Origin of the sequence: Citrobacter telavivensis (assembly GCF_041807075.1) — a bacterium.
Classification (GTDB): Bacteria; Pseudomonadota; Gammaproteobacteria; order Enterobacterales; family Enterobacteriaceae; genus Citrobacter_A; species Citrobacter_A telavivensis.
In genome coordinates this window covers 1646562-1673165 of record NZ_JBGUBF010000001.1, presented here as the reverse complement: position 1 = coordinate 1673165, position 26604 = coordinate 1646562, and the positions used below count along the sequence as shown (strand labels likewise).

General features: G+C 51.7%; 24 protein-coding genes and 1 pseudogene. 15 read left to right on the top strand and 10 right to left on the bottom strand.

Translation table 11 applies throughout. From position 1 onward, the window contains the following. Positions 1-55: 55 nt before the first annotated feature. The 3 genes from rssA (at position 56) to galU (ending at position 3179) form a co-directional block, all read left to right on the top strand. A complete protein-coding gene (gene rssA, locus ACERJC_RS07915; RefSeq protein ID WP_373671411.1) occupies positions 56-964 on the top strand; it encodes a patatin-like phospholipase RssA in 909 nt (302 codons plus the stop codon). A gap of 92 nt (positions 965-1056) precedes the next feature. Continuing rightward, positions 1057-2070 (top strand): two-component system response regulator RssB, encoded by a 1014-nt coding sequence (rssB, locus tag ACERJC_RS07910; protein ID WP_373671410.1) that lies wholly within the window; start codon positions 1057-1059, stop codon positions 2068-2070. Between the two features lie 200 nt (positions 2071-2270). Beyond that, positions 2271-3179, top strand: coding sequence for a UTP--glucose-1-phosphate uridylyltransferase GalU (galU, locus tag ACERJC_RS07905; RefSeq protein ID WP_152404327.1), 909 nt, complete (start codon positions 2271-2273; stop codon positions 3177-3179). A gap of 139 nt (positions 3180-3318) precedes the next feature. Here the strand turns inward: galU and hns are convergent, their stop codons facing one another. Continuing rightward, positions 3319-3732, bottom strand: a complete 414-nt coding sequence (gene hns, locus ACERJC_RS07900; RefSeq protein WP_042318627.1) for a histone-like nucleoid-structuring protein H-NS — start codon at positions 3730-3732, stop codon at positions 3319-3321. A 604-nt stretch (positions 3733-4336) separates the two neighbouring features. Between hns and tdk the strand changes: the two genes are divergently transcribed. Beyond that, positions 4337-4954 (top strand): thymidine kinase, encoded by a 618-nt coding sequence (gene tdk / locus ACERJC_RS07895; RefSeq protein WP_178825973.1) that lies wholly within the window; start codon positions 4337-4339, stop codon positions 4952-4954. Between the two features lie 128 nt (positions 4955-5082). Here the strand turns inward: tdk and adhE are convergent, their stop codons facing one another. After that, positions 5083-7758, bottom strand: coding sequence for a bifunctional acetaldehyde-CoA/alcohol dehydrogenase (gene adhE, locus ACERJC_RS07890; protein WP_371895006.1), 2676 nt, complete (start codon positions 7756-7758; stop codon positions 5083-5085). A 476-nt stretch (positions 7759-8234) separates the two neighbouring features. Here adhE and ychE point away from each other — a divergent pair, with 476 nt between their 5' ends. The 7 genes from ychE to ACERJC_RS07855 all read left to right on the top strand — a co-directional run bounded on the left by ychE (position 8235) and on the right by ACERJC_RS07855 (position 16144). After that, positions 8235-8882 (top strand): NAAT family transporter YchE, encoded by a 648-nt coding sequence (ychE, locus tag ACERJC_RS07885; RefSeq protein ID WP_042318631.1) that lies wholly within the window; start codon positions 8235-8237, stop codon positions 8880-8882. Between the two features lie 760 nt (positions 8883-9642). Continuing rightward, positions 9643-11271 (top strand): oligopeptide ABC transporter substrate-binding protein OppA, encoded by a 1629-nt coding sequence (gene oppA, locus ACERJC_RS07880; RefSeq protein ID WP_373671409.1) that lies wholly within the window; start codon positions 9643-9645, stop codon positions 11269-11271. A gap of 119 nt (positions 11272-11390) precedes the next feature. Continuing rightward, positions 11391-12311 (top strand): oligopeptide ABC transporter permease OppB, encoded by a 921-nt coding sequence (oppB, locus tag ACERJC_RS07875; RefSeq protein WP_042318633.1) that lies wholly within the window; start codon positions 11391-11393, stop codon positions 12309-12311. A 14-nt stretch (positions 12312-12325) separates the two neighbouring features. After that, positions 12326-13234 (top strand): oligopeptide ABC transporter permease OppC, encoded by a 909-nt coding sequence (gene oppC / locus ACERJC_RS07870; RefSeq protein ID WP_152404338.1) that lies wholly within the window; start codon positions 12326-12328, stop codon positions 13232-13234. 11 nt (positions 13235-13245) lie between these two features. Continuing rightward, on the top strand, positions 13246-14259 hold the full coding sequence (gene oppD, locus ACERJC_RS07865) for a murein tripeptide/oligopeptide ABC transporter ATP-binding protein OppD (RefSeq protein ID WP_152404340.1): 1014 nt from the start codon (positions 13246-13248) through the stop codon (positions 14257-14259). Beyond that, positions 14256-15260 carry a murein tripeptide/oligopeptide ABC transporter ATP-binding protein OppF gene (oppF, locus tag ACERJC_RS07860; RefSeq protein ID WP_178826088.1) on the top strand — a complete coding sequence of 335 codons (1005 nt, stop codon included), beginning with the start codon at positions 14256-14258 and terminating at the stop codon, positions 15258-15260. Before oppD ends, oppF begins: the two co-directional genes overlap by 4 nt. Positions 15261-15307: 47 nt before the next feature. Further along, the gene (locus tag ACERJC_RS07855; protein ID WP_152404345.1) at positions 15308-16144 is read left to right on the top strand and encodes an ion transporter; all 837 of its coding nucleotides are present in this window, start codon (positions 15308-15310) and stop codon (positions 16142-16144) included. Between the two features lie 47 nt (positions 16145-16191). Here the strand turns inward: ACERJC_RS07855 and ACERJC_RS07850 are convergent, their stop codons facing one another. Further along, positions 16192-16521: an HI1450 family dsDNA-mimic protein gene (locus ACERJC_RS07850; RefSeq protein ID WP_042283511.1), complete on the bottom strand. Its 330-nt coding sequence runs from the start codon at positions 16519-16521 to the stop codon at positions 16192-16194. A gap of 34 nt (positions 16522-16555) precedes the next feature. Then, positions 16556-18016 (bottom strand): cardiolipin synthase, encoded by a 1461-nt coding sequence (gene cls / locus ACERJC_RS07845; protein WP_061077688.1) that lies wholly within the window; start codon positions 18014-18016, stop codon positions 16556-16558. Positions 18017-18157: 141 nt separating this feature from the next. Here cls and ACERJC_RS07840 point away from each other — a divergent pair, with 141 nt between their 5' ends. After that, positions 18158-18331: a YciY family protein gene (locus ACERJC_RS07840; protein WP_086512586.1), complete on the top strand. Its 174-nt coding sequence runs from the start codon at positions 18158-18160 to the stop codon at positions 18329-18331. Positions 18332-18372: 41 nt separating this feature from the next. Here ACERJC_RS07840 and ACERJC_RS07835 read toward each other — a convergent pair whose 3' ends face one another. Then, positions 18373-18669, bottom strand: coding sequence for a YciI family protein (locus tag ACERJC_RS07835; protein WP_046481037.1), 297 nt, complete (start codon positions 18667-18669; stop codon positions 18373-18375). A gap of 212 nt (positions 18670-18881) precedes the next feature. Between ACERJC_RS07835 and tonB the strand changes: the two genes are divergently transcribed. Continuing rightward, positions 18882-19592 carry a TonB system transport protein TonB gene (gene tonB, locus ACERJC_RS07830; RefSeq protein WP_152406318.1) on the top strand — a complete coding sequence of 237 codons (711 nt, stop codon included), beginning with the start codon at positions 18882-18884 and terminating at the stop codon, positions 19590-19592. Between the two features lie 48 nt (positions 19593-19640). On the opposite strand, the gene yciA is transcribed toward tonB, so the two are convergent. The 5 genes and pseudogenes from yciA to ACERJC_RS07805 form a co-directional block, all read right to left on the bottom strand. Then, on the bottom strand, positions 19641-20039 hold the full coding sequence (yciA, locus tag ACERJC_RS07825) for an acyl-CoA thioester hydrolase YciA (protein ID WP_152404351.1): 399 nt from the start codon (positions 20037-20039) through the stop codon (positions 19641-19643). A gap of 99 nt (positions 20040-20138) precedes the next feature. Further along, the gene (locus tag ACERJC_RS07820) at positions 20139-22325 is read right to left on the bottom strand and encodes a TonB-dependent siderophore receptor (RefSeq protein ID WP_373671408.1); all 2187 of its coding nucleotides are present in this window, start codon (positions 22323-22325) and stop codon (positions 20139-20141) included. 176 nt (positions 22326-22501) lie between these two features. Then, the gene (locus ACERJC_RS07815; RefSeq protein WP_046481035.1) at positions 22502-23041 is read right to left on the bottom strand and encodes a septation protein A; all 540 of its coding nucleotides are present in this window, start codon (positions 23039-23041) and stop codon (positions 22502-22504) included. A gap of 55 nt (positions 23042-23096) precedes the next feature. Beyond that, positions 23097-23840, bottom strand: a complete 744-nt coding sequence (locus ACERJC_RS07810) for a YciC family protein (RefSeq protein WP_178828567.1) — start codon at positions 23838-23840, stop codon at positions 23097-23099. A gap of 28 nt (positions 23841-23868) precedes the next feature. Further along, positions 23869-23946, bottom strand: a pseudogene (locus tag ACERJC_RS07805) (YkgJ family cysteine cluster protein); the annotation flags it as partial. Positions 23947-24198: 252 nt separating this feature from the next. Between ACERJC_RS07805 and ompW the strand changes: the two are divergent. Together ompW and ACERJC_RS07795 are read left to right on the top strand one after the other, a co-directional pair. Then, positions 24199-24852 (top strand): outer membrane protein OmpW, encoded by a 654-nt coding sequence (gene ompW, locus ACERJC_RS07800; protein ID WP_371895011.1) that lies wholly within the window; start codon positions 24199-24201, stop codon positions 24850-24852. A gap of 270 nt (positions 24853-25122) precedes the next feature. Then, a complete protein-coding gene (locus tag ACERJC_RS07795; RefSeq protein WP_373671407.1) occupies positions 25123-26589 on the top strand; it encodes a GGDEF domain-containing protein in 1467 nt (488 codons plus the stop codon). Positions 26590-26604: the final 15 nt, after the last annotated feature.

The following is a 26604-nucleotide window of genomic DNA, read 5'->3' as shown; positions in this document are numbered from 1 at the left end:
ACTGAGCGTTGGAGATGTTGCTACGCCCGTAAGCCAGGGGAAGTCTGTCGGTCAAATGAGAAAAATGAAAATAGGTCTGGCGCTAGGCTCAGGTGCTGCGCGAGGCTGGTCGCATATTGGTGTCATCAAAGCCCTCAAACACATGGGCATTGATATTGATATCGTTGCAGGGTGTTCCATCGGTTCGTTGGTCGGTGCCGCCTATGCCTGCAATAAATTGCCCGCGCTTGAAGAGTGGGTTTGCTCGTTTAGCTATTGGGATGTCCTGCGTCTGATGGACCTGTCATGGCGAAGGGGCGGACTGCTGCGCGGCGAGCGCGTCTTCAATCAATACCGCAAAGTCATGCCTGTGGCCGAAATTGAGCAGTGCAGTCGTCGCTTCGCAACGGTGGCGACCAATCTCAGTACGGGACGCGAATTATGGTTTACTGAAGGCGATCTCCATCTCGCCGTTCGCGCCTCCTGCAGTATCCCTGGCCTGATGTCTCCCGTCGCCCACAATGGCTACTGGCTGGTGGACGGCGGTGTCGTTAACCCGGTTCCCATCTCTTTGACCCGCGCACTGGGTGCGGATATCGTGATTGCCGTCGATCTGCAACACGACGCGCATCTGATGCAGCAGGATTTGCTGTCGTTGAACGTCAGCGATGACAGTCAGGAGGGTGATGATGAAGGACTCTCCTGGCACGCACGCCTGAAAGAGCGGCTGGGTAATATCACCGCACGCCGCGTGGTGACCGCACCAACCGCGATGGAAATCATGACCACCTCGATTCAGGTGCTGGAAAATCGCCTGAAGCGTAACCGCATGGCGGGCGATCCGCCGGACATATTAATTCAACCTTTCTGTCCACAAATCTCCACCCTGGATTTTCATCGTGCCAGCGCTGCCATAGAAGCAGGGCGGTTAGCGGTAGAGAAAAAGATGGACGAACTTTTGCCTCTGGTGCGTGCCGGCGTTTGACGCACCATTATTAACTACACTTAAGCATATTCTGACAGGCGTGTGTGGCAATAGCATGCCACTATTGAGTAGAGCCAGTCAGGGGAGAGAACATGACGCAGCCATTGGTCGGAAAACAGATTTTAATCGTTGAGGACGAGCCGGTTTTCCGCTCGCTTCTGGATTCCTGGTTTTCCTCTTTGGGAGCGACAACGGCACTGGCGGGCGATGGCTTAGAGGCACTGGACCGTTTAACCGATTTCACGCCCGATCTCATGATTTGCGATCTCGCCATGCCAAGAATGAACGGCCTCAGCCTGGTGGAGCATTTGCGTAACCGCGGTGACCAGACGCCGATTCTGGTGATCTCGGCGACAGAGAATATGGCGGATATTGCCAAAGCCTTACGCCTCGGTGTGGATGACGTTCTGCTGAAACCGGTAAAGGACCTGACCCGGCTGCGGGAAACCGTGTTTGCCTGCCTTTATCCGAACATGTTTAATTCCCGTGTTGAAGAAGAAGAGCGCCTGTTTCGCGACTGGGATGCGATGGTGGACAATCCCGCCGCCGCCGCGAAATTGCTTCAGGAGCTTCAGCCTCCGGTACAGCAGGTTATTTCGCATTGCCGGGTCAATTATCGACAACTGGTTTCGGCGGATAAGCCTGGACTGGTTCTGGATATCGCGCCGCTCTCGGATAACGATCTCGCCTTTTATTGTCTGGACGTTACCCGGGCCGGTGACAACGGTGTGCTGGCGGCGTTACTTCTGCGGGCGTTATTTAATGGCTTGTTGCAGGATCAACTCGCGCATCAGAATCAGCGCCTGCCGGAACTGGGGGCATTATTGAAACAGGTCAACCATCTGCTTCGTCAGGCCAATTTACCCGGACAGTTCCCGCTATTAGTCGGCTATTATCATAGTGAGCTTAAAAATCTGATTCTGGTTTCGGCCGGACTCAATGCGACATTAAATACCGAATCGCATAATGTGCAGATCAGTAACGGCGTTCCGCTGGGAACGTTAGGCAATACCTACCTCAACCAAATTAGTCAACGCTGCGAAGCCTGGCAGTGTCAAATTTGGGGGGCAGGAGGTCGATTGCGCCTTATGTTGTCTGCGGAATGAACAATCGAGAGGGCGGATGCAAATTGCCGTACCTGCCTTTCTCTGCTGGTGCTACTATCAGCGCCAGTCTTATACGTATTTATCTTAATTATACGAACACGCATCCTTTTCGGACCTGAGGCTTGAGTCAGTCCTGATATACTCGATGCGATACAGATTGATGAACACGTTCAATACATGAACAGTCCAGGAGAATTTAAATGGCTGCCATTAACTCGAAAGTCAAAAAAGCCGTTATCCCGGTTGCGGGATTAGGAACCAGGATGTTACCGGCGACGAAAGCGATCCCGAAAGAGATGTTGCCGCTGGTTGATAAGCCATTAATTCAGTATGTCGTTAACGAGTGTATTGCTGCGGGCATCACTGAAATTGTGCTGGTGACTCACTCATCGAAAAATTCGATCGAAAACCACTTCGACACCAGTTTTGAACTGGAAGCGATGCTGGAAAAACGCGTTAAGCGCCAGCTACTCGAAGAAGTGCAATCTATTTGCCCACCACACGTCACGATAATGCAGGTTCGTCAGGGGCTGGCAAAAGGCCTGGGCCACGCGGTATTGTGCGCCCATCCGGTAGTCGGTAATGAGCCTGTCGCCGTAATTCTGCCTGACGTTATTCTTGATGAGTTTGAGTCCGATTTATCCCAGGATAACCTGGCAGAAATGATTCGTCGTTTTGATGAAACCGGAAATAGCCAGATCATGGTTGAGCCGGTCGCTGATGTGACCGCATACGGTGTTGTTGACTGTAAAGGCGTGCCGCTGGCACCTGGCGAAAGCGTTCCGATGGTGGGCGTCGTTGAAAAACCGAAAGCCGATGTCGCCCCGTCAAACCTGGCGATTGTTGGCCGCTACGTGCTGAGCGCGGACATCTGGCCTCTGCTGGCGAAAACCCCTCCGGGAGCGGGTGACGAAATTCAGTTGACTGACGCTATCGATATGCTGATCGAAAAAGAGACTGTCGAAGCCTATCATATGAAAGGGAAGAGCCACGACTGCGGCAATAAATTAGGTTATATGCAGGCATTTGTGGAATATGGCATTCGACATAATTCACTTGGCAGCGAATTTAAGGCCTGGCTCGAAGAAGAGATGGGTATTAAGAAGTAACCAGACGTTATAATTAACGAACAGAGACGGCGCTGGTATCCAGTGCCGTTTTTTTATACGCACGCTTTATGGGGAATCGGTAGATCGCGGACATAAAAAATCCCGCAGAGCGCGGGATTTTAAGCAGGTAGATTACAGATTATTCCTTAATCAGGAAATCATCCAGTTGTTTACCTTGCTCTTCCATTGCTTTCTTGATCACTGCCGGAGTACGACCCTGACCAGTCCAGGTTTTAGTTTCGCCGTTTTCGTCAACGTAGCTATATTTAGCCGGACGCGCTGCACGTTTAGCTTTGGTGCCGGATTTAACCGCAGCCATGCTATTCAGCAGTTCATTCGGATCAATACCATCAGCAATCAGCATTTCACGATATTGTTGCAGTTTACGAGTACGCTCTTCAACTTCAGCCGCTGCCGCGCTTTCTTCTTCACGACGTTCGTTAACAACAACTTCTAATTTTTCCAGCATTTCTTCCAGCGTTTCAAGGGTACATTCTCTTGCCTGCGCACGAAGAGTACGGATGTTGTTCAGAATTTTAAGTGCTTCGCTCATTGTAGTAATCTCAAACTTATATTGGGGGTGGTTTGTTGAGCTAATAATAGAGCGTTAAATTCAGATGTGCAATAGCCAGGAATGTAAGGAATTCAAAATTGCCCTTTATTTTTTGCCAACAATAAATATCCGAACTTAAATTTTTCTTGAAGGAACGCACAAAAAAGGGCTTATTGGCTGAGCGGTTACTCCTTTTTTCAGTCGAAAACATCCGGATTCAGGTCACATTTTCACATGGCGAAATAGACTCTCATCGTAGTGATTTCAACCTTTTGTATTAGTTTTGTTGATGGACTCCGTCTATTACTCCGCAATAGTTATGTAGAACAGTAACAATAAGTTCAGGGTTTCCATTAGGGCGGTGTTGATAAGCAGTGTTGATGAATATCGAACGCACAATACGACAAGAATGGGATCCGTCGCGCGTTGTTTGCTCAATTGTTAATTCGTATTTTCCGTACATTCACCTCTACAGATTTTTCGCGGGACGTGTGCTGGCGACGGAAGATATAGCCGACGGGTGCAGAACCAGGCACCGATAACGATTCAAATTATGCTACACTGCGCCCCGTCTTTATTTCACTTTGGTGAGGGTCTGTGGCCGATGGCACAGCTATATTTCTACTATTCAGCAATGAATGCCGGTAAGTCGACTGCCTTACTGCAATCTTCATACAATTACCAGGAACGCGGGATGCGTACTGTTGTATATACCGCCGAAATAGACGATCGCTATGGCGCGGGGAAAGTGAGTTCGCGTATCGGGCTGTCTTCTCCCGCCAAATTGTTTAACCAGAATTCATCGCTGTATGAAGAGATAGCAACCGATAATGCGCAACAGCCTGTTCATTGTGTACTGGTGGACGAATGTCAGTTTTTAACCCGACAGCAGGTTTATGAATTATCGGAAGTTGTTGATCAACTGGATATTCCGGTGTTGTGCTACGGATTACGCACGGATTTTCGCGGCGAACTGTTTGTGGGTAGCCAATACCTGTTGGCGTGGTCAGATAAGCTGGTTGAACTCAAAACCATCTGCTTCTGCGGACGTAAAGCGAGTATGGTGCTACGTCTTGATCAGGCGGGCAGACCTTATAATGAAGGCGAACAGGTGGTCATAGGCGGCAACGAGCGGTATGTGTCAGTCTGCCGTAAGCATTACAAGGAAGCGCTGGAGGAGGGGTCTCTGACAGCGATACAGGAACGCCATCGTCACGACTAACCGTCTGCCTTGATGAGCGGTTGGCGAAGTGCTCAGCCGTTCATTGACCCGACAGCAGTAACTGATTTCGGATATAAAAAAGCGGCCTCAACAGAGGCCGCTTTTACGTTATGGATGCTCAGCGAGGATTAAGCGGATTTCTTCGCTTTTTTCTCTGCTTTCGGCGCGGCAGCAACTTCTTTCGCCGCCGGCGTTCCTTCAGAGTACTCACGACCGTAGAAGGTATCCATCAGGATCTGTTTCAGTTCGGAGATCAGCGGGTAGCGCGGGTTAGCGCCGGTGCACTGGTCATCGAATGCATCTTCAGACAGCTTGTCTACGTGAGCCAGGAAGTCTGCTTCCTGAACGCCCGCTTCGCGGATTGACTTCGGAATACCCAGTTCAGCTTTCAGGCTTTCCAGCCATGCCAGCAGTTTCTCGATCTTCGCTGCAGTACGGTCGCCCGGTGCGCTCAGACCCAGATGGTCTGCGATTTCAGCATAACGACGGCGTGCCTGCGGACGGTCATACTGACTGAAGGCAGTCTGCTTGGTCGGGTTGTCGTTCGCGTTGTAGCGAATAACGTTGCTGATCAGCAGGGCGTTTGCCAGGCCGTGCGGAATGTGGAACTGAGAGCCCAGTTTGTGCGCCATTGAGTGACAAACACCGAGGAAGGCGTTCGCAAACGCGATACCGGCGATGGTGGCTGCACTGTGAACTCGTTCACGGGCTACCGGGTTTTTAGACCCTTCGTTATAGGACGCCGGCAGATTCTCTTTCAGCAGTTTCAGCGCCTGCAGTGCCTGACCGTCGGAGAACTCAGAAGCCAGTACGGAAACGTAAGCTTCCAGGGCGTGAGTCACCGCATCAAGACCACCAAAGGCACACAGTGATTTCGGCATCTCCATTACCAGGTTGGCATCGACAATCGCCATATCCGGGGTCAGGGCATAGTCAGCCAGCGGGTATTTCTGGCCAGTTGCATCGTCGGTCACAACCGCGAACGGCGTGACTTCAGAACCGGTACCGGACGTGGTGGTGACCGCGATCATTTTCGCTTTCACACCCATTTTCGGGAACTTGTAGATACGTTTACGGATATCCATAAAGCGCAGCGCCAGTTCTTCGAAGTGCGTTTCCGGATGTTCGTACATGACCCACATGATTTTCGCGGCGTCCATCGGGGAACCGCCACCCAGCGCGATGATAACGTCTGGTTTGAAGGAGTTCGCCAGTTCAGCGCCTTTACGGACGACAGAAAGCGTTGGGTCAGCTTCCACTTCAAAGAACACTTCGGTTTCAACGCCAGCGGCTTTCAGCACAGAGGTGATCTGGTCTGCATAACCGTTGTTAAACAGGAAGCGGTCAGTCACGATGAGCGCACGTTTGTGGCCATCAGTAATCACTTCATCCAGCGCGATTGGCAGTGAGCCACGGCGGAAGTAGATAGATTTCGGAAGTTTGTGCCACAACATGTTTTCAGCTCGCTTAGCAACGGTTTTCTTGTTGATCAGGTGTTTCGGACCAACGTTTTCAGAGATGGAGTTACCACCCCAGGAACCACAACCCAGAGTCAGGGAAGGTGCGAGTTTGAAGTTATACAGGTCACCGATACCACCCTGAGATGCCGGGGTGTTGATCAGGATACGAGCGGTTTTCATCATCTGACCGAAGTAAGCCACGCGTTCCGGCTGGTTGTCCTGGTCGGTGTACAGACAAGAAGTGTGACCGATACCGCCCATTGCAACCAGTTTCTCCGCTTTGATAACCGCGTCTTCGAAATCTTTCGCACGGTACATCGCCAGCGTCGGGGACAGTTTTTCGTGAGCGAACGGTTCGCTCTCATCAACCACTTTTACTTCACCGATCAGAATCTTGGTCGTTTCCGGTACCGAGAAGCCGGCCAGTTCAGCGATTTTATATGCGGGTTGACCCACGATAGCGGCGTTCAGCGCGCCATTTTTCAGGATAACGTCCTGAACGGCTTTCAGCTCTTTGCCCTGCAGCATGTAGCCGCCGTGGCTGGCGAAACGTTCGCGAACGGCGTCGTATACGGAATCAACCACAACAACAGACTGTTCAGAAGCACAGATTACGCCGTTGTCGAAGGTTTTGGACATCAGGACAGATGCAACAGCACGTTTGATATCAGCGGTTTCGTCGATAACCACTGGCGTGTTACCTGCGCCCACGCCGATAGCGGGTTTACCGGAGCTGTATGCCGCTTTCACCATGCCCGGACCACCGGTTGCCAGAATCAGGTTGATATCCGGGTGGTGCATCAGTGCATTAGACAGTTCTACGGAAGGTTGATCGATCCAGCCAATCAGGTCTTTCGGTGCGCCAGCCGCGATAGCCGCCTGCAGCACGATATCTGCCGCTTTGTTGGTCGCATCTTTCGCACGTGGGTGCGGAGAGAAGATGATTGCGTTACGAGTTTTCAGGCTGATCAGGGACTTAAAGATCGCCGTAGAGGTTGGGTTAGTGGTAGGTACGATACCGCAGATGATACCGATAGGTTCAGCAATGGTGATGGTCCCGAAGGTGTCGTCTTCAGACAGCACGCCGCAGGTTTTTTCATCTTTGTAAGCGTTATAGATGTACTCAGAAGCAAAGTGGTTTTTAATCACTTTATCTTCGACGATACCCATGCCGGATTCGGCAACGGCCATCTTCGCGAGAGGGATTCGAGCATCTGCAGCGGCCAGAGCGGCGGCGCGGAAGATTTTATCAACTTGTTCTTGAGTGAAACTGGCATATTCACGCTGGGCTTTTTTGACGCGCTCGACGAGTGCGTTAAGTTCAGCGACATTAGTAACAGCCATAATGCTCTCCTGATAATGTTAAACTTTTTTAGTAAATCATCTGCTCGATACGTGAGTATAGACAGCAGGCGTTAGTTTGCATAACGGCCAGAAAATCAATTGGTTACTTAACGTCCAGTTTGCTCTGATTTACTAAAAGAGTTTATGCGTCAGCGGCATCTAACTCTAACGCGTTACTTCCAGGTGGCGTAAGCAAGGTTACTCACTTCTGAGTAGCGATTACGTGATCTGGATCAAGATTTGTCCAAGCTGACACCTTTCAGCAGGCCCTTTTAGCCCTTAACGCTAAGTGTTGTCTAATTGTAGTGGTGAATGGCTATCAAATTATCATAATTAAAACATATTGGTAACACTCAGGAATGGTAGCAATTTTACGTTTGCCCTGGTGAAATGTACTGTGAAAAGGCGTATCTTCAGCACGGTTTTCACCCGGTAACTTTAACTCATTTTATACGGCTAACGCTTCGGAGCTAACCGTGATCCAAACGCTGTTTGATTTTCCTGTTTATTTCAAATTTTTCATCGGGTTGTTTGCGTTAGTGAACCCGGTTGGGATTATTCCTGTCTTCATCAGTATGACCAGCTACCAGACAGCGGCGGCGCGCAATAAAACGAACCTGACTGCCAACCTGTCCGTCGCGATCATTCTGTGGACCTCGTTATTCCTCGGTGACGGCATTCTGCAACTGTTCGGCATCTCAATTGACTCGTTCCGCATTGCTGGCGGTATCCTGGTGGTGACCATCGCGATGTCGATGATTAGCGGGAAACTGGGAGAGGATAAACAGAACAAGCAGGAAAAATCGGAAACGGCAATCCGGGAAAGCGTGGGCGTCGTTCCTCTGGCGCTGCCGCTGATGGCGGGTCCAGGGGCGATCAGTTCGACCATCGTGTGGGGAACGCGTTACCACAGCGTGATGTACCTGCTTGGCTTTTTTGTGGCGATTGCGATTTTTGCCCTGTGCTGTTGGGGACTTTTCCGTATGGCACCGTGGTTGGTGCGAGTTCTGGGGCAGACGGGTATTAACGTGATTACCCGAATTATGGGTCTGCTATTAATGGCGCTGGGCATCGAATTTATTGTTACGGGGATTAAGGCCATATTTCCAGGGCTGTTAAGTTAATTCGCTTTCAGATGAAATAACCTACGGAGCTGTTCGTGGCTCCGTTCATCTCTATGTTCTACTTCTCCGTTTCGTCACCTTTCTGACTTTCAGGCCCGTACTTCGGGGAAAACTCATGCCTTTCTGGGGGTAAATCCTCTTGATTTTGCAGCGCTTTTACTCCCGATTCATACCGCCACTTTGTTATTTTGCTCACATCACAATCCTGGGCTTGCTGAAGGATAATTGAGATGATATTAGTTAATTCAGTGAACTTGCAGATGAATGTGCTAAAAAATAACCAATTGTTAAATTATCGTACATTTTTACGCCTTTTGCTGATATCAACGCTTTCAGTCTGATGAGGTGCTGTTAATTGTATGATTAATAAGTGATTATATTTATTTTATATGTTTCGGAACGTTCCACCGGAACGGTATTTTTTCTCTAAAAGAGAATTGCTTAACAAATCTGTAAATTGTATTGGCGGTTAATTAATGCTTTTGTTACTTTCCGACAGTTCATATTGCAGCAGATTGCTCGTTGATGAGAATAAATATCAACAAGGCAGTTCAGCCCACTATTCATGCGCCCCTGGCAGGGGAGGCGTATAACGAATCGACGTAAGGTGATCAAACGAATCGCCAGAATAAATAAAGTCGGTGATAGCAGGCAGTAAACGACCTGACAGCTGAAAGTCTCCGGAGCTGCTCAGAGATCCCTGACGGGATTAACAGGCTGGTGATTTAACCAGTAATTATAATGAGGGAGTACAAACACAATGACCAACACGAAAAAAAGTTTAGTGGCGGCAGGAATTTTGACTGCGCTAATCGCCGGAAATGTGGCGACGGCGGCGGTTGTTCCCGCAGGTGTACAACTGGCAGAAAAACAGACGCTGGTGCGAAATAATGGCTCGGAAGTACAGTCCCTCGATCCGCATAAAATTGAAGGGGTGCCGGAATCCAATATCAGCCGCGATCTGTTCGAAGGTTTAATCATCAGTGACGTCGACGGTAAACCGTCCCCGGGCGTGGCTGAGAAATGGGAAAATAAAGACTTTAAAGTCTGGACATTCCATCTGCGCAAAGACGCAAAATGGTCAGATGGCTCGCCGGTGACGGCCCACGATTTTGTATACAGCTGGCAGCGTCTGGCGAATCCGAATACCGCATCTCCTTACGCCAGTTATCTCCAGTATGGTCACATCGTCAATATTGACGACATTGTTGCCGGCAAGAAACCACCAACCGATCTCGGTGTTAAAGCTATCGATGATAATACCTTTGAAGTCACCCTCAGCGAGCCTGTTCCTTATTTCTACAAACTGCTGGTGCACTCATCCGTTTCCCCGGTTCCTAAAGCCGCTGTCGAAAAATACGGTGAGAAGTGGACACAGCCAGCGAATATCATCACCAACGGTGCGTATAAGCTGAAAGACTGGGTCGTCAACGAGCATATCGTGCTCGAGCGCAATCCTAATTATTGGGACAACGCCAAAACGGTCATTAATCAGGTGACCTACCTGCCAATCGCTTCAGAAGTGACGGACGTCAACCGTTACCGCAGCGGTGAAATCGACATGACCTATAACAACATGCCGATTGAACTGTTCCAGAAGCTGAAAAAAGAGATCCCGAACGAAGTTCACGTTGACCCGTATCTGTGCACCTACTATTACGAAATCAATAACCAGAAAGCACCGTTTACGGATGTCCGCGTGCGTACCGCGCTCAAGCTGGCGCTGGACCGCGATATTATCGTTAATAAAGTGAAAAACCAGGGCGACCTGCCGGCATACAGCTTCACGCCTCCGTACACCGACGGCGCAAAACTGACTCAACCAGAGTGGTTTGGCTGGACGCAGGAAAAACGTAACGAAGAAGCGAAAAAATTACTGGCTGAAGCCGGATATACCGCGGAAAAACCGTTGACCTTCAACCTGCTGTATAACACCTCCGATCTGCATAAAAAACTGGCTATTGCCGCCGCGTCCATCTGGAAGAAAAACTTAGGCGTGAATGTGAAGCTGGAAAACCAGGAGTGGAAAACCTTCCTCGATACGCGTCATCAGGGTAACTATGATGTCTCGCGTGCGGCCTGGTGTGCGGATTACAATGAACCAACGTCCTTCCTGAATATGGTGTTGTCTGACAGCTCGAACAACACGACGCACTATAAGAGCCCGGCGTTTGACAAGATCCTTGCCGATGCGCTGAAAGCAACGAATGAAGAGCAGCGTACTGAGCTGTACAGTAAAGCCGAGCAGCAGCTTGATAAAGATTCTGCGATTGTGCCGGTGTTCTACTACGTCAACGCCCGTCTGGTTAAACCGTGGGTGGGTGGTTATACCGGTAAAGACCCGATGGATAATATCCACGTAAAAGACTTGTATATTATCAAGCATTAATGGCAAAGGGTGGGGCAGCATAGGTTGCCCCACAGTGTCTTTTTTCGTCGACTCTCAACACTCCTCATCAGTGGTTCTGCGTGAAGGGGTGTAAAGGCACTCGCCAGAAGGTACGGGCAATGTTGAAATTTATTCTACGCCGCTGTCTGGAAGCAATTCCGACACTGTTTATTCTTATTACCATTTCGTTCTTTATGATGCGCCTTGCGCCGGGAAGTCCTTTCACCGGTGAACGCGCGCTGCCAGCGGAAGTCCTGGCGAATATTGAAGCGAAATACCATCTAAACGATCCCATCATGACCCAGTATTTCAGTTACCTGAAGCAGCTGGCGCACGGTGATTTCGGACCTTCTTTTAAATACAAAGATTATACGGTTAACGATCTGGTTGCCTCGAGCTTCCCGGTTTCCGCGAAGCTGGGCCTTGCAGCCTTTCTTCTGGCCGTTGTCCTCGGGGTGAGCGCCGGCGTGATTGCCGCGTTGAAGCAAAACACGCGATGGGACTATGCGGTCATGGGGGTGGCCATGACCGGGGTGGTGATACCGAGCTTTGTGGTCGCGCCGCTACTGGTCATGATATTTGCGATCACCCTCAAGTGGCTGCCGGGCGGCGGCTGGAACGGTGGGGCGTTGAAATTTATGATCCTGCCGATGGTGGCGCTCTCGTTGGCCTATATTGCCAGTATTGCGCGTATCACCCGTGGCTCGATGATTGAAGTGCTGCACTCGAATTTCATCCGCACCGCGCGAGCCAAAGGGCTGCCGATGCGTCGCATCATTTTTCGCCATGCGTTGAAACCCGCGCTGCTCCCGGTGCTTTCGTATATGGGACCAGCATTTGTCGGGATTATCACCGGTTCGATGGTCATTGAAACAATTTATGGTTTGCCGGGTATCGGTCAGCTGTTTGTTAACGGCGCGCTGAACCGCGATTACTCGCTGGTTCTCAGCCTGACGATCCTCGTGGGGACATTAACCATTGTCTTTAATGCGATAGTTGACGTGCTGTACGCCGTCATCGACCCGAAAATTCGTTACTGATACTGGAGCTCGCGATGATGTTAAGTAAGAAAAACAGCGACGCGCTGGAGAATTTCAGTGAGAAGCTGGAGGTCGAAGGACGCAGCCTGTGGCAGGATGCACGCCGTCGTTTCATGCATAACCGCGCCGCGGTCGCCAGCCTGATTGTGCTGGTATTGATCGCGCTGTTTGTGACGCTGGCACCCATGTTGTCGCAGTTCACCTACTTCGATACCGACTGGGGAATGATGTCCAGCGCGCCAGATACCGAATCAGGCCACTATTTCGGTACCGACTCCTCCGGACGTGACCTGCTGGTGCGCGTGGCGATTGGCGGGCGGATCTCGCTGATGGTCGGCATCGCCGCCGCGCTGGTAGCCGTGGTGGTGGGCACGCTGTACGGCTCGCTTTCTGGCTATCTGGGCGGAAAAATCGACTCCGTGATGATGCGTCTGCTGGAAATCCTCAACTCCTTCCCGTTTATGTTCTTCGTTATTCTGCTGGTCACCTTCTTCGGACAAAACATTCTGCTGATTTTTGTGGCGATCGGAATGGTCTCCTGGCTGGATATGGCGCGTATTGTGCGTGGGCAGACCCTGAGCCTGAAGCGAAAAGAGTTTATCGAGGCCGCGCAGGTGGGCGGCGTGTCGACCGGCAATATCGTACTGCGTCATATTGTGCCTAACGTGCTGGGCGTGGTGGTGGTGTATGCCTCTTTGCTGGTGCCAAGCATGATCCTGTTTGAATCCTTCCTCAGCTTCCTGGGACTGGGAACGCAGGAGCCGTTGAGCAGTTGGGGCGCATTACTGAGTGATGGCGCCAACTCGATGGAAGTGTCGCCATGGCTACTGCTGTTCCCGGCAGGCTTCCTGGTGGTGACGTTGTTCTGTTTTAACTTTATTGGCGATGGCCTGCGTGATGCCCTCGACCCGAAAGACCGTTAAGGAGTGCAGCCATGAGCGTAATTGAAACTGCAAGCGTGCCGTTCACGCAGCAAAGGGCTAACGCACTGCTGGACGTAAAAGATCTCCGCGTGACGTTCAGCACCCCGGACGGTGATGTCACCGCAGTGAATGATTTGAACTTTACGCTGCGCGCCGGAGAAACCCTCGGTATCGTGGGGGAGTCCGGTTCAGGCAAATCGCAGACCGCGTTTGCGCTGATGGGGCTGCTGGCCGCCAATGGCCGGATTGGCGGTTCGGCGACCTTCAGCGGACGCGAGATCCTCAATCTGCCGGAGCGAGAACTGAATAAACTGCGCGCCGAACAGATCTCGATGATTTTCCAGGACCCGATGACCTCGCTGAACCCTTACATGCGCGTCGGAGAGCAACTGATGGAAGTGCTGATGCTGCATAAAAGCATGAGCAAAGCGGAGGCGTTTGACGAGTCGGTCAGAATGCTGGACGCGGTCAAAATGCCGGAAGCGCGTAAGCGGATGAAGATGTTCCCGCATGAATTTTCCGGTGGTATGCGCCAGCGCGTGATGATCGCAATGGCGCTGCTGTGCAGGCCGAAGTTACTGATTGCCGACGAACCGACGACCGCGCTGGACGTCACCGTACAGGCGCAAATCATGACGCTTCTGAATGAACTGAAGCGTGAATTTAACACCGCAATCATCATGATTACCCACGATCTTGGGGTTGTGGCCGGTATCTGCGACAAAGTACTGGTGATGTATGCCGGTCGGACTATGGAATACGGTAATGCCCGCGATGTCTTTTATCAGCCCGTTCATCCGTATTCGATTGGCCTGCTGAACGCAGTGCCGCGTCTGGATGGTGAAGGCGAAGAGATGCTGACTATTCCGGGAAACCCGCCCAACTTACTGCGTCTGCCGAAAGGCTGTCCGTTTCAGCCGCGTTGCCCTCATGCGATGGAGATTTGCAGCACCGCGCCGCCGCTGGAAGAGTTCAGTCCAGGACGTCTGCGCGCCTGCTTTAAACCGGTGGAGGATCTGGCATGAACGCTGTTGATGAAAAACGTAAAGTCCTCCTGGAAATCGCCGATCTGAAGGTGCATTTCGACATTAAAGATGGCAAGCAGTGGTTCTGGCAGCCCTCGAAAACCCTGAAGGCCGTCGATGGCGTGACGCTGCGGCTGTATGAAGGGGAGACGCTGGGTGTCGTTGGTGAATCTGGCTGTGGGAAATCGACCTTTGCCCGGGCCATTATCGGACTGGTAAAAGCAACCGAAGGGCGGGTGGCATGGTTAGGTAAAGACCTGCTGGGAATGAAACCCGATGAATGGCGCGACGTGCGCAGCGATATTCAGATGATTTTCCAGGATCCGCTGGCGTCGCTGAATCCGCGCATGACCATTGGTGAAATCATTGCTGAACCGCTGCGGACCTATCATCCGAAGCTATCGCGTCAGGATGTGCGCGATCGGGTAAAAGCGATGATGATGAAGGTGGGTTTGCTGCCAAACCTGATCAACCGCTACCCGCATGAGTTTTCGGGCGGACAGTGCCAGCGTATCGGGATTGCCCGGGCGTTGATTCTGGAGCCGAAGCTGATCATCTGTGATGAGCCGGTCTCCGCGCTGGACGTGTCGATTCAGGCGCAGGTCGTCAATCTGCTGCAGCAGCTTCAGCGGGAGATGGGACTGTCGCTGATCTTCATTGCCCATGACCTGGCGGTCGTAAAACATATCTCCGACCGCGTACTGGTGATGTATCTGGGCCATGCCGTGGAGCTGGGAACCTATGATGAGGTTTACCACAACCCGCTGCACCCCTACACCAAAGCACTGATGTCGGCGGTGCCGATTCCCGATCCCGATCTGGAAAAGAACAAGACGATTCAGTTACTGGAAGGGGAATTGCCGTCACCGATTAACCCGCCGTCAGGCTGCGTATTCCGCACCCGTTGTCCCATTGCCGGGCCCGAGTGTGCGAAAACGCGCCCGGTACTGGAAGGTAGTTTCCGGCATGCCGTATCCTGCCTTAAGGTAGACCCGTTATAATTGCAAGGGCTGACAAACTGTCAGCCCTTCTTTTTACTGAGGTTATCGTGTCGTTTTCATTGTCATCACTTCGCGGGCGGGTTTATCACCGTTTGTTCGACCTGAATACCCGTTCAGGCCGACGGGTTGAGGGATTATGCGCACTGTTCGCGCTGCTCAGCGTGCTGATTATTTTTATTGAGTCGGGCATTGGCACGCAATATCACCTGACATTTGATGAGTGGCATATTTTCGTCTGGCTCGAACTCTTCGTCACGCTGGTTTTTACGCTGGAATATTTTCTGCGTTTAGTGAGCTGGCCGAATCCGGCGAAATATGTCTTCAGCTTCTGGGGCCTGATTGATTTAGCCACCATTCTGCCCTTGTATGTGATGTGGCTGTGGCCGGAAATCAGCCTTAATTACGTTTTTGCCTGGCGGGCGATGCGGGCCATTCGTATTTTGCGGATCCTGAAGTTACTGCGCTTTATGCCTTCGCTACGGGTGTTCTGGCAGGCGATTCTGAGCGCCAGACATCAGCTGATTTTGTTTTATTCGTTTATCGGCATTGTGATGATTATTTTCGGCACGCTGATGTATCTCATCGAAGGGCCGGAATATGGATTTACCACATTGAATGCGTCGGTCTACTGGGCGATTGTTACGGTTACGACAGTCGGGTACGGCGATATTACGCCTCACACCCCGTTGGGGCGAGTAGTGGCGTCAGCACTGATTCTGATTGGCTACTCGGTGATTGCGATCCCCACCGGATTGATCACCACCCATATGAGCATCGCGTTTCAAAAGCGAAGCCAGCAGCGGAAATGCCCGCAGTGTCAGCAAAGTCAGCACGAACATAGCGCGAAGTTTTGTAACCATTGCGGCAGTAAACTACCGGACTAAATAAAAAGAGCCGCGCTGGCGGCTCTTCTCTTCATCATTATTACTCATTACTCGCGCCAGAGAATATGGCAGAGTTTGTGATCTTTTTCGCGACACAGCAGTACGCGAGCAAAAATATCGTTGATCTCGCCATCTTCGCTGTCCGCCAGACCAATCACCACTTCGGCAAAGAAGTCAGGGTTCAGGTCGTAATCAACATGCTCCTGCCAGTCTTCTGACGGGTCAAATAACTCCGCGCCGCCGCGTTCCTCAAACTGCAGGTTGAACAAAATAATGTCCGCCGGATCGAGGTTGTCGGCCGCCAGTTCGAGAAAAATATCGTAAGCCTGCTCAAGCGTTTCGTCTTCAGTCAGGCGATTGTTCAGATCCATATCCATAATGACTACCTGTTTACCGTCTCTTGGGCACGTTTTACAGCAACGGGCTGAAGAAGTAAAACAGTCGCTCGGTGATCCGCTGCCAGAGTGGCCGTTTTACCCACAAACTCGCGTCCAGCAGCCGGGAACGGGAGATGTAGTCGTCCTGCACGGCAGCCAGATCGCCGCCGAATCCGACGTCATCAATGACCAGTGTGATCTCAAAGTTAAGCCACAGGCTGCGCATGTCGAGGTTCACGGTCCCGACCAGACTGAGTTCACCATCGACCAGTACGCTCTTGGTATGCAGCAGACCGCCTTCAAACTGATAGATTTTCACTCCTGCCGCCAGCAGTTCGGTAAAGAAGGCGCGGCTGGCCCAGCCGACCAACAGCGAATCATTCTTGCGCGGCAGAATAATGCTGACGTCCACCCCGCGCTGCGCCGCCGTACAGATGGCGTGCAGTAAATCGTCGCTCGGCACGAAATAGGGGGTGGTCATGATCAAATATTCACGCGCCGAATAGGCCGCAGTCAGTAGCGCCTGGTGTATCAGATCTTCCGGAAAGCCTGGGCCAGAGGCGATGGTATGAATGGTGTGTCCGCTGGCCTCTTCGAACGGCATGATGTTGACGTCCGGCGGCGGAGGCAGGATCCGTTTGCCGGTTTCAATCTCCCAGTCGCAGGAATAGACGATGCCCATCGCGGTGGCGACCGGACCTTCCATTCGCGCCATCAGATCCACCCATTGACCCACTCCCGCATCCTGTTTGAAAAAGCGCGGGTCAACCATATTCATGCTGCCGGTATAGGCAATATAGTTGTCGATCATTACCATTTTACGGTGTTGACGCAGGTCCATACGGCGCAGGAACACACGGAACAGATTGACCTTCAGCGCCTCAACCACTTCGATGCCGGCGTTGCGCATCATCGCTGCCCAGGGACTGCGGAAGAAGGCGACGCTGCCGGCAGAGTCGAGCATCAGGCGGCAATGGATCCCGCGTCGTGCGGCAGCCATCAGAGATTCCGCAACCTGATCCGCCATGCCGCCGGGTTGCCAGATATAGAACACCATCTCGATGTTATGTCGCGCGAGCTGGATATCGCGGATTAGCGCCTGCATCACATCATCAGAATCGGTGAGCAACTGAAGTTGGTTGCCCTTGACGCCAGCGATGCCCTGGCGGCGCTCACAGAGTTTGAACAGCGAAGCGGCAACGCTGCTGTTCTCCTCGGCAAAGATGTGTTTGCAGGCTTTGAGATCGTTCAGCCACTTCGCGGTGGACGGCCACATTGCGCGGGCGCGCTCGGCCCGGCGTTTGCCTAAATGGAGTTCCCCGAAGGATAAATAAGCAATAATTCCGACCAACGGCAGAATGTAAATGATCAACAGCCAGGCCATCGCGGAGGGAACCGCACGGCGTTTCATTAAAATACGTAATGTTACACCGGCAATGAGCACCCAGTAGCCCAGAATGACCAGCCAACTCACCACCGTGTAGAAGGTTGTCATAGATTAAAAATCCTTTTGAAAGCGTATTGTTATGAGTTTACGCGTCATGATTAATCTGGCAAATAAAAACACGGCAAAAGCGCTAGCCTGCCTGTCTGCGGGGGGTATAATGCCAATTCTAGCACTGTAAGAGTAGGTATCATGAAGCGGAGTAGAACGGAAGTGGGGCGCTGGCGGATGCTGCGTCAGGCCAGTCGCCGTAAAGCGCGTTGGCTTGAGGGGCAGTCGCGTCGGAATATGCGCATCCACTCAATCAGAAAGTGTGTCCTGAATCAGCAGCGTAATTCGCTGTTGTTTGCGATCCACAGCCTCTGAGTGAACAGGGCACCGCATGCGGTGCCCAATGAACACGTCTTTCAGAACGTCTTCTTGAAGGGTTTCACCGAAACCTGCGCGTAAACCCCGGCGGCGACATAGGGGTCGGCCTCCGCCCAGGATTTCGCCTCTTCCAGTGAGTCAAATTCAGCAATAACGGTGGAGCCGGTAAAACCTGCCGCACCCGGATCGTTGCTATCGACAGCAGGCATTGGGCCCGCGGTCAGGAGACGTCCTTCGTCGTGGAGCAACTGCAGTCGCGCCAGATGAGCGGGGCGGACGGAAAGACGCTTTTCAAGTGAGTTTTGATTATCTTGCGCGTAGATGACATAAAGCACGGATAGGGCTCCTTGGTCGGTAAAAGTGCTAAATACGTTATTTGAAAGGTCTCTTTACTGCAACGCAAAGATGACAACCTTGTTAAGGCCGTGCAGTTGTCAGGGAATTGACAGGATAAAAATGGCGCTTATGTCGATGGCTTATTGAATATGATTGCTATTTGCATTTAAAATCGAGGCCTGGTTTTTCAACTGAAACGATTATGACTTCAATGACCCTTGATTTACCTCGTCGCTTTCCCTGGCCGACGTTACTTTCCGTTGGCATTCATGGCGCGTTAGTGGCGGGACTCTTGTATACCTCAGTACATCAGGTTATTGAACTGCCAGCCCCTGCGCAGCCTATCTCCGTAACGATGGTTTCGCCAGCCGACCTGGAACCGCCACAGGCGGTTCAGCCGCCGCCGGAACCGGTGGTCGAGCCTGAACCTGAGCCGATTCCCGAACCGCCTAAAGAGGCTCCGGTTATTATCGAGAAACCGAAGCCTAAACCTAAGCCAAAACCGAAGCCGGTGAAAAAGGTGCAGGAGCAGCCGAAGCGTGATGTTAAACCTGCCGAGCCGCGCCAGACGTCACCGTTTGAGAATACCGCGCCTGCGCGTCCGACGACCAGTACCGCACCGGCGACCAGCAAGCCGACGGTGAGCGTTCCGGCAGGTCCGCGTGCGTTGACGCGCAATCAGCCGCAGTATCCGGCGCGAGCCCAGGCATTGCGCATTGAGGGGCGGGTAAAAGTGAAATTTGACGTCACGTCTGACGGTCGGGTAGATAACGTACAAATCGTGTCAGCGCAACCGGCCAACATGTTTGAACGTGAAGTGAAAAATGCGATGCGCAGATGGCGCTATGAGGCCGGAAAACCGGGCTCAGGGTTAGTCGTGAATATTGTCTTCCGCCTGAACGGCACCACGCAAATCGAGTGATTGTGACGCAGGAAAAAAGAAGCCTCCAGAGCGGAGGCTTTTTTGTGCTTATTGCGCCGGAAGCGGGCGGGGTTTACCGTCCGGATCCACCGCGACGTAGATGAACAACGCTTCTGTCGCTTTGTAGCGCTGGCCAATCGGCTCAGACGCCACTTTCTTCACCCAGACTTCAATATTGATACTGACGGAAGTGGTCCCACGCTTCACGCAGCGGGCATAGCAGCACACGACGTCGCCGACTGCGACCGGGCGCAGAAAGCTCATTCCTTCCACGCGGACGGTCACCACGCGACCATGGGCAATCTCCTTGGCCTGAATGGCACCGCCAATATCCATCTGCGACATCAGCCAGCCGCCAAAAATATCACCGTTCGCATTGGTATCGGCAGGCATAGCCAGTGTGCGTAAAACCAGTTCGCCCTGTGGGGCGTGAGTTGTTGTTGTCATTGTAAAACCGACTGTAGAAAGAAATTTCAGGCGCGATGCTACTATGATTTTAGCACGGAGAACAGAGGGGAAACGCCCGCGAGGCGGGCGTTTGAGAGATTAGAATGACATCGTCACGCCTGCATAGTAAGCGCGCCCGGGTTCGTTATAGGTGGAGGCTCCGTCGTTTTCACGATAGATCTGCTTATCGAACAGGTTACTGATCCCGGCGTTCAGACGCAGGTTTTTCGTCATCTGATAGTTGGCACCGAGACCAACAATCGCATAAGCGCCAATCTCTTTATCCGACATGGCACCCGTTTCGTTACGCGTTTCAGCGTACTCGCGTGGTTTTTGTCGACCATACTGCGTCCACTGTAGCTGGGTGGACAACTTATCATTCACCTGCCAGTCGAGCAGGGTATTGATGGTGTATTTGGGGATCACAGAGAGCGGGTTACCGGTGTCCTTGTTCTCGGATTTGATCATATACGTCGCGTTGGTGCGCCAGTTTAACGTCTCCGGTACCAGCGGAATCACCACGTTGCCTTCCAGGCCTTCAACAATCGCTTTGCCGCCATTTTCCCATTGCAGGATATTATTCCCGTTGGAAGCGTAACCGATAATATCGGTCCCGGAGACGATCTTGTTTTTATAATCGTTACGGAACCAGGTGATTCCCGCATCCCAGCCTGAGTAAGTAAATTCAAGGCCGATTTCTTTGTTGATACTGATTTCCGGGTCCAGATCCGGATTACCCAGCAGATAACAGCTGCCAGTGGCGATATTATTCGGGCAACCGTTGCCGCGCGTGGAGAGCAAATATCCCTCGCTGGATTGGTACAAGTTTGGCGCTTTAAAGACGCGCGCAATCCCGGCTTTCAGTTTGAACAGACTGCCCAGTTCCTGCGACATATTCAGACTGGGGCTCCAGTTGCTGCCAAATTCGTCGTGATAGTCAAAACGGATCCCCGGAATAATATCTGTGCCCGGCCGCGCTTCGATATTATCTTCAAGATAGATACCGGTAAGCGTGGCGCTATTTTTGGTGCTGCGGCTGGACGCGTCACCGGAGACATTGCCAATCTGCACACCGGATGCGCTGGTAGCCTGCATCGATGCCGGGTCGTTAAGTTCATCACGGTTCCATTCAGCCCCAAGGGTCAGAGTCTGATCAACCAGCCAGAAAAGCGGAATGTTGAGTTCTCCGGAGGAACGATAAGATTCCAGGCGGCTGGTGGCATATTCGGTGTTATTGATCATACCTTCCACTCTACCGGTCGAACCTTCCTGCATCCGGGTATTGTTGGTTTTTTCGTAATACACGCCAAATTTAGACTGTCCCCAGTCCCAGATGCCGTTATGCGTCAGCCCCCATGACTGGCGATACATCCGGTTGGTTTCGTCACCGTAGAGCGAGCTGACTAACCCGTCAGGACTGACGTTGCTGTTGCTGTACTGCGTATCTCCGGCATAGATATTGCCCTGACGGCTGTAGCTGTAGTCAAAATCCACAATTTGCTGTGGCGTCAGTTTCCAGGAGAGCAGGGCGTTGATGTCTTTATTGCGCACCCCTTCACGTCCTGCGGCATAGGATCCATTTTGCTGGGTATTAATATCCGCCGCATCGGCATCGATTTTATTGATATTGCCGTACAGGCGCATGGTGAGAATGTCATCAATGAGCGGACCGCTCAGATTGAAGTTCGCACGTTTGGTGGCGCCTTCTTTGCTGTTCTCTGGCTGATTGGTATAAAGAGACAGCGAGCCATGCCAGTCGTTTGTCGGCTGTTTGGTGATGATATTTACCACGCCGCCCGCCGCACCAGAACCGTAACGCGCCGCCGCCGGGCCACGCAGGACTTCAATACGTTCGACCATCTCCGCAGGTACCCAGTTTGTGTCGCCACGCGTATCGCGCTCGCCACGCCAGCTATAGCGTACGGAATTGCGTGAAGTGACCGGTACGCCGTCAATCAGGATCAGCGTGTTTTCCGGCCCCATGCCGCGAATGTCAATCTGACGATTATTGCCCCGGCTCCCGCTGGCGCTGTTGCCTGTCAGGTTCACGCCTGGCATGGTGCGAATGATATCGGAGAGATCGTTGACCGGCGGGGATTTTTCAATGTCTTTGGCGGTGATGATAGAAACACCGGGTTGTTGTTTGAGGGCCTCTTCGGCGGTGGCCTGGACGACCATCGTTTCGCCGTCGTTCATGACCTCGTCTGCAGCGAATGCATTTCCGCTTAATGCTGTGGCAATCAAAAGCGCCAGAGGGCGCGGCGAGATTTTTGTTATCGTATTCATCAACTGACATCCATATTGTTAAAAATGCGATAAGGAATATCAATGATAACCATTCTCATTACAATATTGTGAAGGCAATCTCCATAATATCTTCATGATTCATGCAATTTAGGGTAGGTACGGCAGGGAATGTGCAGAAAGCAAAACCAGGCCCGAAGGCCTGGTCTGATGGACGTTTACGATTTGTCTTCTTGCGGGAGATGACGATAGATATAGACGCCGCTCAGCAGGGTAAAGATCAGCGTCAGTGCAGTGAGGCCGAACACTTTAAAGTTCACCCAGATATTTTGCGGCAGCCAGAATGCAATGTAGATATTGGCAAGTCCACACAGGATAAAGAAGATAGCCCACGCGAGGTTGAGCTTCGACCAGACCGGTTGCGGAAGCGTCAGTTCTTTACCCAGCATGCGCTGGATCAGCGGTTTTTTCATGATCCACTGGCTTACCAGTAACGCACCCGCAAACAGGCCGTAAATTACGGTCACCTTCCATTTAATAAATTCATCGTTATGGAAGAAGATAGTCAGACCACCGAACACGGCAACCAGCACAAAGGTGATCAGCGCCATTTTCTCAACTTTACGATAGCGAACCCAACTGTAGATGAGCACGATCGCCGTTGCGACAATGAGCGCCGAGGTGGCCGCATAGATGTCATACACTTTGTAAAAGACAAAGAAGACAACCAGCGGTAAAAAATCAAGAAACTGCTTCATTCTTCGATTCCGTAATCAAAGGCGTCGGGCATTTCTGCCGGCGACGCAGACAGGGTTATTGGCGAATCAACATATACAGACGAAACAGGTAGATGAGCAATACGGCGGAGATCAGATTGCTCAACGTATTCGCGATAACGGCGCCAACGTTAGGGTCAAATGCAGCAAAGCTGGAGGCAAACAGCAGCAACAGCGTTTTTGCCAGCAGCCAGCCCATGACTGCCGGGGCGACCAGTCGCATATTAGACCACGCCAGACGCATACTGTTGCGCATCGCGGTGAATATACCCATTTTATCCTGCACCAGCATGATTGGGGCAAGCGCCAGCAGAATAGCCAACAGGATGCCGGGCACCACCACCAGCATAATCCCGAGTTGTACCAGCAAGGTCGTCAGCAAAATCAGGATGAACAGGCGCGGCAGAATCGGCGCACTGGCACCGATAGCACGCAGGGCACTGACGCGATGACCCGCTGAAATCAACTGAATCATCAGCAGTACGCCACCGGCCATCACGGTATTACCGATCAGTCCTGAAAACGTGGAGGCCGCAGAGGCGCGCAACAGGATCTGCTGCTGCTCCGGCGTCATGTTTTGCACCAGTTCGAACAAGCCCACGCTTCCCGCAAGATTATCCCCTTCACTCAACTGCGCAATCTGCGCATCGCTGGGTGAGAAGGCATGCCCTAATACCACCGTGATGAGCGCGCACAGTAGTGCGATCAGGAGGATGGTTAAAAATTGATTACGGAAAAAATTCCCGGTGTCACGGTATACGGACTGCGCCGTGATAGACATGCACTCTCCTTGAGTTCTGCAGGTGTTGTTAAGCGTGCAATTGTACCCTGGATAACCGTGCAGTGGCAGCATCAAGGGGTGTATGGAAAAGCATATCTTTGTAAAGCCAGAGTAATTTGAACAACAAATCCACAACGTGATGGCGTCGTTCCCGCAAAAAATAAGAAAATACTTTCAGATTGAAAATATTACAAAATTGATCTGAACAGTAATAACCAGGATTTTGAATGCTACTTCTAACTTAATCTGGATCAATAAATGTTAAATTATGCAGCCTAATGTGATCCAGGTTAGATCACTTATTACTCCAATGTAGGTATATTCGTGACGCATTTATAACCATAACGATGGAGCGGGTATGAAAAAGTTAACAGTGGCGGCATTGGCAGTTAGTACACTTCTCTCTGGCAGCGTTTATGCACATGAAGCCGGTGAGTTTTTTATTCGCGCGGGGTCGGCGACGGTAAGACCTTCAGAAGGCGCGGACGGGACTTTAGGTCATTTAGGTGGCTTTAACGTCAGCAACAACACGCAGTTGGGTCTGACATTCACTTACATGGCGACCGATAACATCGGTGTTGAACTGCTGGCGGCAACGCCATTCCGCCATAAGGTGGGTACGCAGGCGACCGGTGATATCGCCACCGTTCACCATCTGCCGCCAACCCTGATGGCGCAGTGGTATTTCGGTGACTCCAGCAGCAAACTGCGTCCGTATATTGGTGCCGGTGTTAACTACACCACATTCTTCGATACCAAATTTAATGACGACGGTCAGGATGCTGGGCTATCCGATCTCAGTCTGAAAGATTCATGGGGTGTGGCAGGCCAGGTAGGTCTCGATTACCTCATCAACCGTGACTGGCTGATTAACATGTCAGTCTGGTATATGGATATTGATACCGAAGCCAAATACAAATCTAACGGCGCGGTGCTGCCTGAAGGTCGATACAACGACAATATCCGCCTCGATCCGTGGGTGTTTATGTTCTCGGCGGGCTACCGTTTCTAAAAAACGGTCACAACGGTTAAAAGCGGGCGCCTTCAGCCCGCTTTTTTTATGCACCGCGTACAGACCTGCTATCTTTTCTGATAGGCATGCACTGTAAGTATCGCATCATGAAATTAACGCCGTTTTTGCTGGAACAAAAAATTGCGACGCTTGAGCAACTGCCATGCAGGTTATCTGACAGAAGGGGATGATTAGCCGTTCTGACCTGTACTGCACAGGTAAAATCGAATACCGTAGTGATAACAGCGTGTTGATGCCCAGGGTGCCTTGGTGAAAATTGTGCAGGACAGTTTACGAAACAGACAGGCACTTATTATCTCAGCGTTGATCACGCTGCTTTTTACGTCGCTTTTCCTGTTCATTATCTATGAACAGCGACTGGCGGCGGTTAATGAAGGGATGAACCGCCTGCAAACGCGGATGCTCGATATCTTTAATGATAATGAAATGATCGCGGATGCCACCGGTGTGCGCTACCGGCAGATTAAAACCGCCGGCCAGTGCGGTGAGATGTCACAATTTACTCCCCGCGGGGAAGCCTGGGGTATTAACGCCGACAGCAAACGCATTCACTCCGCATCGGGAGCGATGGTGGCACGTGAGCGGACCGTCAACGCACTGTGCATGTTTGCCGCCGCTGAGTTTATTCGCAGCAGGGTGAATGCGCTCAATCCGGGTAATTTCGATGCTCATCGCTATATTATCGCCGATGATGCGAGCTATTTTTACTGGTTTACACCTGCGGATGCTAAAGCGTTTGATTATCTCACGTCGAAGATGGCGCGAAATATTTCCAGCTTCTTTCTTCCTCCCGTCGATTTTTATACCCGTCTGCTCGAAAAGAGTGTCAAAACGAAAGCATTGAGCTCCACGGATTTTTATGACGATAAAATCACGGATGAGAAAGCCTTCAGCGTCGTGAGCTATATTTATGACCTCTCTGGCAATGAGATTTCCGACCATATCGTGGGCTATCTGGTTTACGACCATGCGAGGCCGGAGCTTCAGGAAGCATTACGCGATGCCTTTGATCGGCAGGTGCCGCACGGGTTGAACGTTTCGCTGGTGAATACCCTGAATCAGCAATCGCTTTGTCTGTCGGGGGACTGTCAGCGTCGCCCGGAAATCCGTTTTAAGGTGCTCTCTGAAAAGTATGTGATTCACTACGCCATCTCGCTCAGCGGGTTTGCGATGCATGACACCCAGGCGGGACTGCTGATCCTGATGGCTCCGTTCTTCTTTGTGCTGATCATGATGGGATTAAAATCCTGGCTGAATGAGAGCGATCTGAAAATCTACATCGACTCGTTGACGGGCTGCTTCAACCGTAAAATTCTCGACATCATCAAGCGGCGGGATCTCTCAAACAGTTCGGTGGTACTGGTTGATTGCAATAAATTCAAAGCGATTAACGATACCTGGGGGCATGTTGCTGGCGACAGAGCGCTACAGGTCATTGCCAACCGGATGTTGTCCAACACCCGTACCAGTGACGATCTGGTGATTCGTACCGGTGGGGATGAGTTCGTGATCGTGCTGTATCATGCGAAAACTGCCGATGCGGTCGCCATCGCAGAACGTATCGCCAGCCAAATCAATGAGTATCAGTTTATCGTGCAGGATAAGCAGGTACCGCTCTCCATTTCCTGGGGCGCAGCAGAAGTGACTGAGGGGATTGATGATGCCATTCAGTTTGCGGATGGCGAGATGTATAAAATGAAGCAGACCAAAGGATAGGACCGCCAGAGGGTG

Excerpts from the sequence above, each read along its gene's own strand:
- oppB (WP_042318633.1), top strand. The coding sequence starts at position 11,391 with ATGTTGAAATTTATTCTACGCCGCTGTCTGGAAGCAATTCCGACACTG.
- tonB (WP_152406318.1), top strand. The coding sequence starts at position 18,882 with ATGACCCTTGATTTACCTCGTCGCTTTCCCTGGCCGACGTTACTTTCC.
- ACERJC_RS07850 (WP_042283511.1), bottom strand. The coding sequence starts at position 16,521 with ATGGATATGGATCTGAACAATCGCCTGACTGAAGACGAAACGCTTGAG.
- ACERJC_RS07815 (WP_046481035.1), bottom strand. The coding sequence starts at position 23,041 with ATGAAGCAGTTTCTTGATTTTTTACCGCTGGTTGTCTTCTTTGTCTTT.
- oppC (WP_152404338.1), top strand. The coding sequence starts at position 12,326 with ATGATGTTAAGTAAGAAAAACAGCGACGCGCTGGAGAATTTCAGTGAG.
- ACERJC_RS07810 (WP_178828567.1), bottom strand. The coding sequence starts at position 23,840 with ATGTCTATCACGGCGCAGTCCGTATACCGTGACACCGGGAATTTTTTC.
- oppF (WP_178826088.1), top strand. The coding sequence starts at position 14,256 with ATGAACGCTGTTGATGAAAAACGTAAAGTCCTCCTGGAAATCGCCGAT.
- adhE (WP_371895006.1), bottom strand. The coding sequence starts at position 7,758 with ATGGCTGTTACTAATGTCGCTGAACTTAACGCACTCGTCGAGCGCGTC.
- ACERJC_RS07820 (WP_373671408.1), bottom strand. The coding sequence starts at position 22,325 with ATGAATACGATAACAAAAATCTCGCCGCGCCCTCTGGCGCTTTTGATT.
- cls (WP_061077688.1), bottom strand. The coding sequence starts at position 18,016 with ATGACAACCTTCTACACGGTGGTGAGTTGGCTGGTCATTCTGGGCTAC.
- tdk (WP_178825973.1), top strand. The coding sequence starts at position 4,337 with ATGGCACAGCTATATTTCTACTATTCAGCAATGAATGCCGGTAAGTCG.
- rssA (WP_373671411.1), top strand. The coding sequence starts at position 56 with ATGAGAAAAATGAAAATAGGTCTGGCGCTAGGCTCAGGTGCTGCGCGA.
- oppA (WP_373671409.1), top strand. The coding sequence starts at position 9,643 with ATGACCAACACGAAAAAAAGTTTAGTGGCGGCAGGAATTTTGACTGCG.
- ACERJC_RS07840 (WP_086512586.1), top strand. The coding sequence starts at position 18,158 with ATGAAGCGGAGTAGAACGGAAGTGGGGCGCTGGCGGATGCTGCGTCAG.
- galU (WP_152404327.1), top strand. The coding sequence starts at position 2,271 with ATGGCTGCCATTAACTCGAAAGTCAAAAAAGCCGTTATCCCGGTTGCG.
- rssB (WP_373671410.1), top strand. The coding sequence starts at position 1,057 with ATGACGCAGCCATTGGTCGGAAAACAGATTTTAATCGTTGAGGACGAG.
- yciA (WP_152404351.1), bottom strand. The coding sequence starts at position 20,039 with ATGACAACAACAACTCACGCCCCACAGGGCGAACTGGTTTTACGCACA.
- ompW (WP_371895011.1), top strand. The coding sequence starts at position 24,199 with ATGAAAAAGTTAACAGTGGCGGCATTGGCAGTTAGTACACTTCTCTCT.
- oppD (WP_152404340.1), top strand. The coding sequence starts at position 13,246 with ATGAGCGTAATTGAAACTGCAAGCGTGCCGTTCACGCAGCAAAGGGCT.
- hns (WP_042318627.1), bottom strand. The coding sequence starts at position 3,732 with ATGAGCGAAGCACTTAAAATTCTGAACAACATCCGTACTCTTCGTGCG.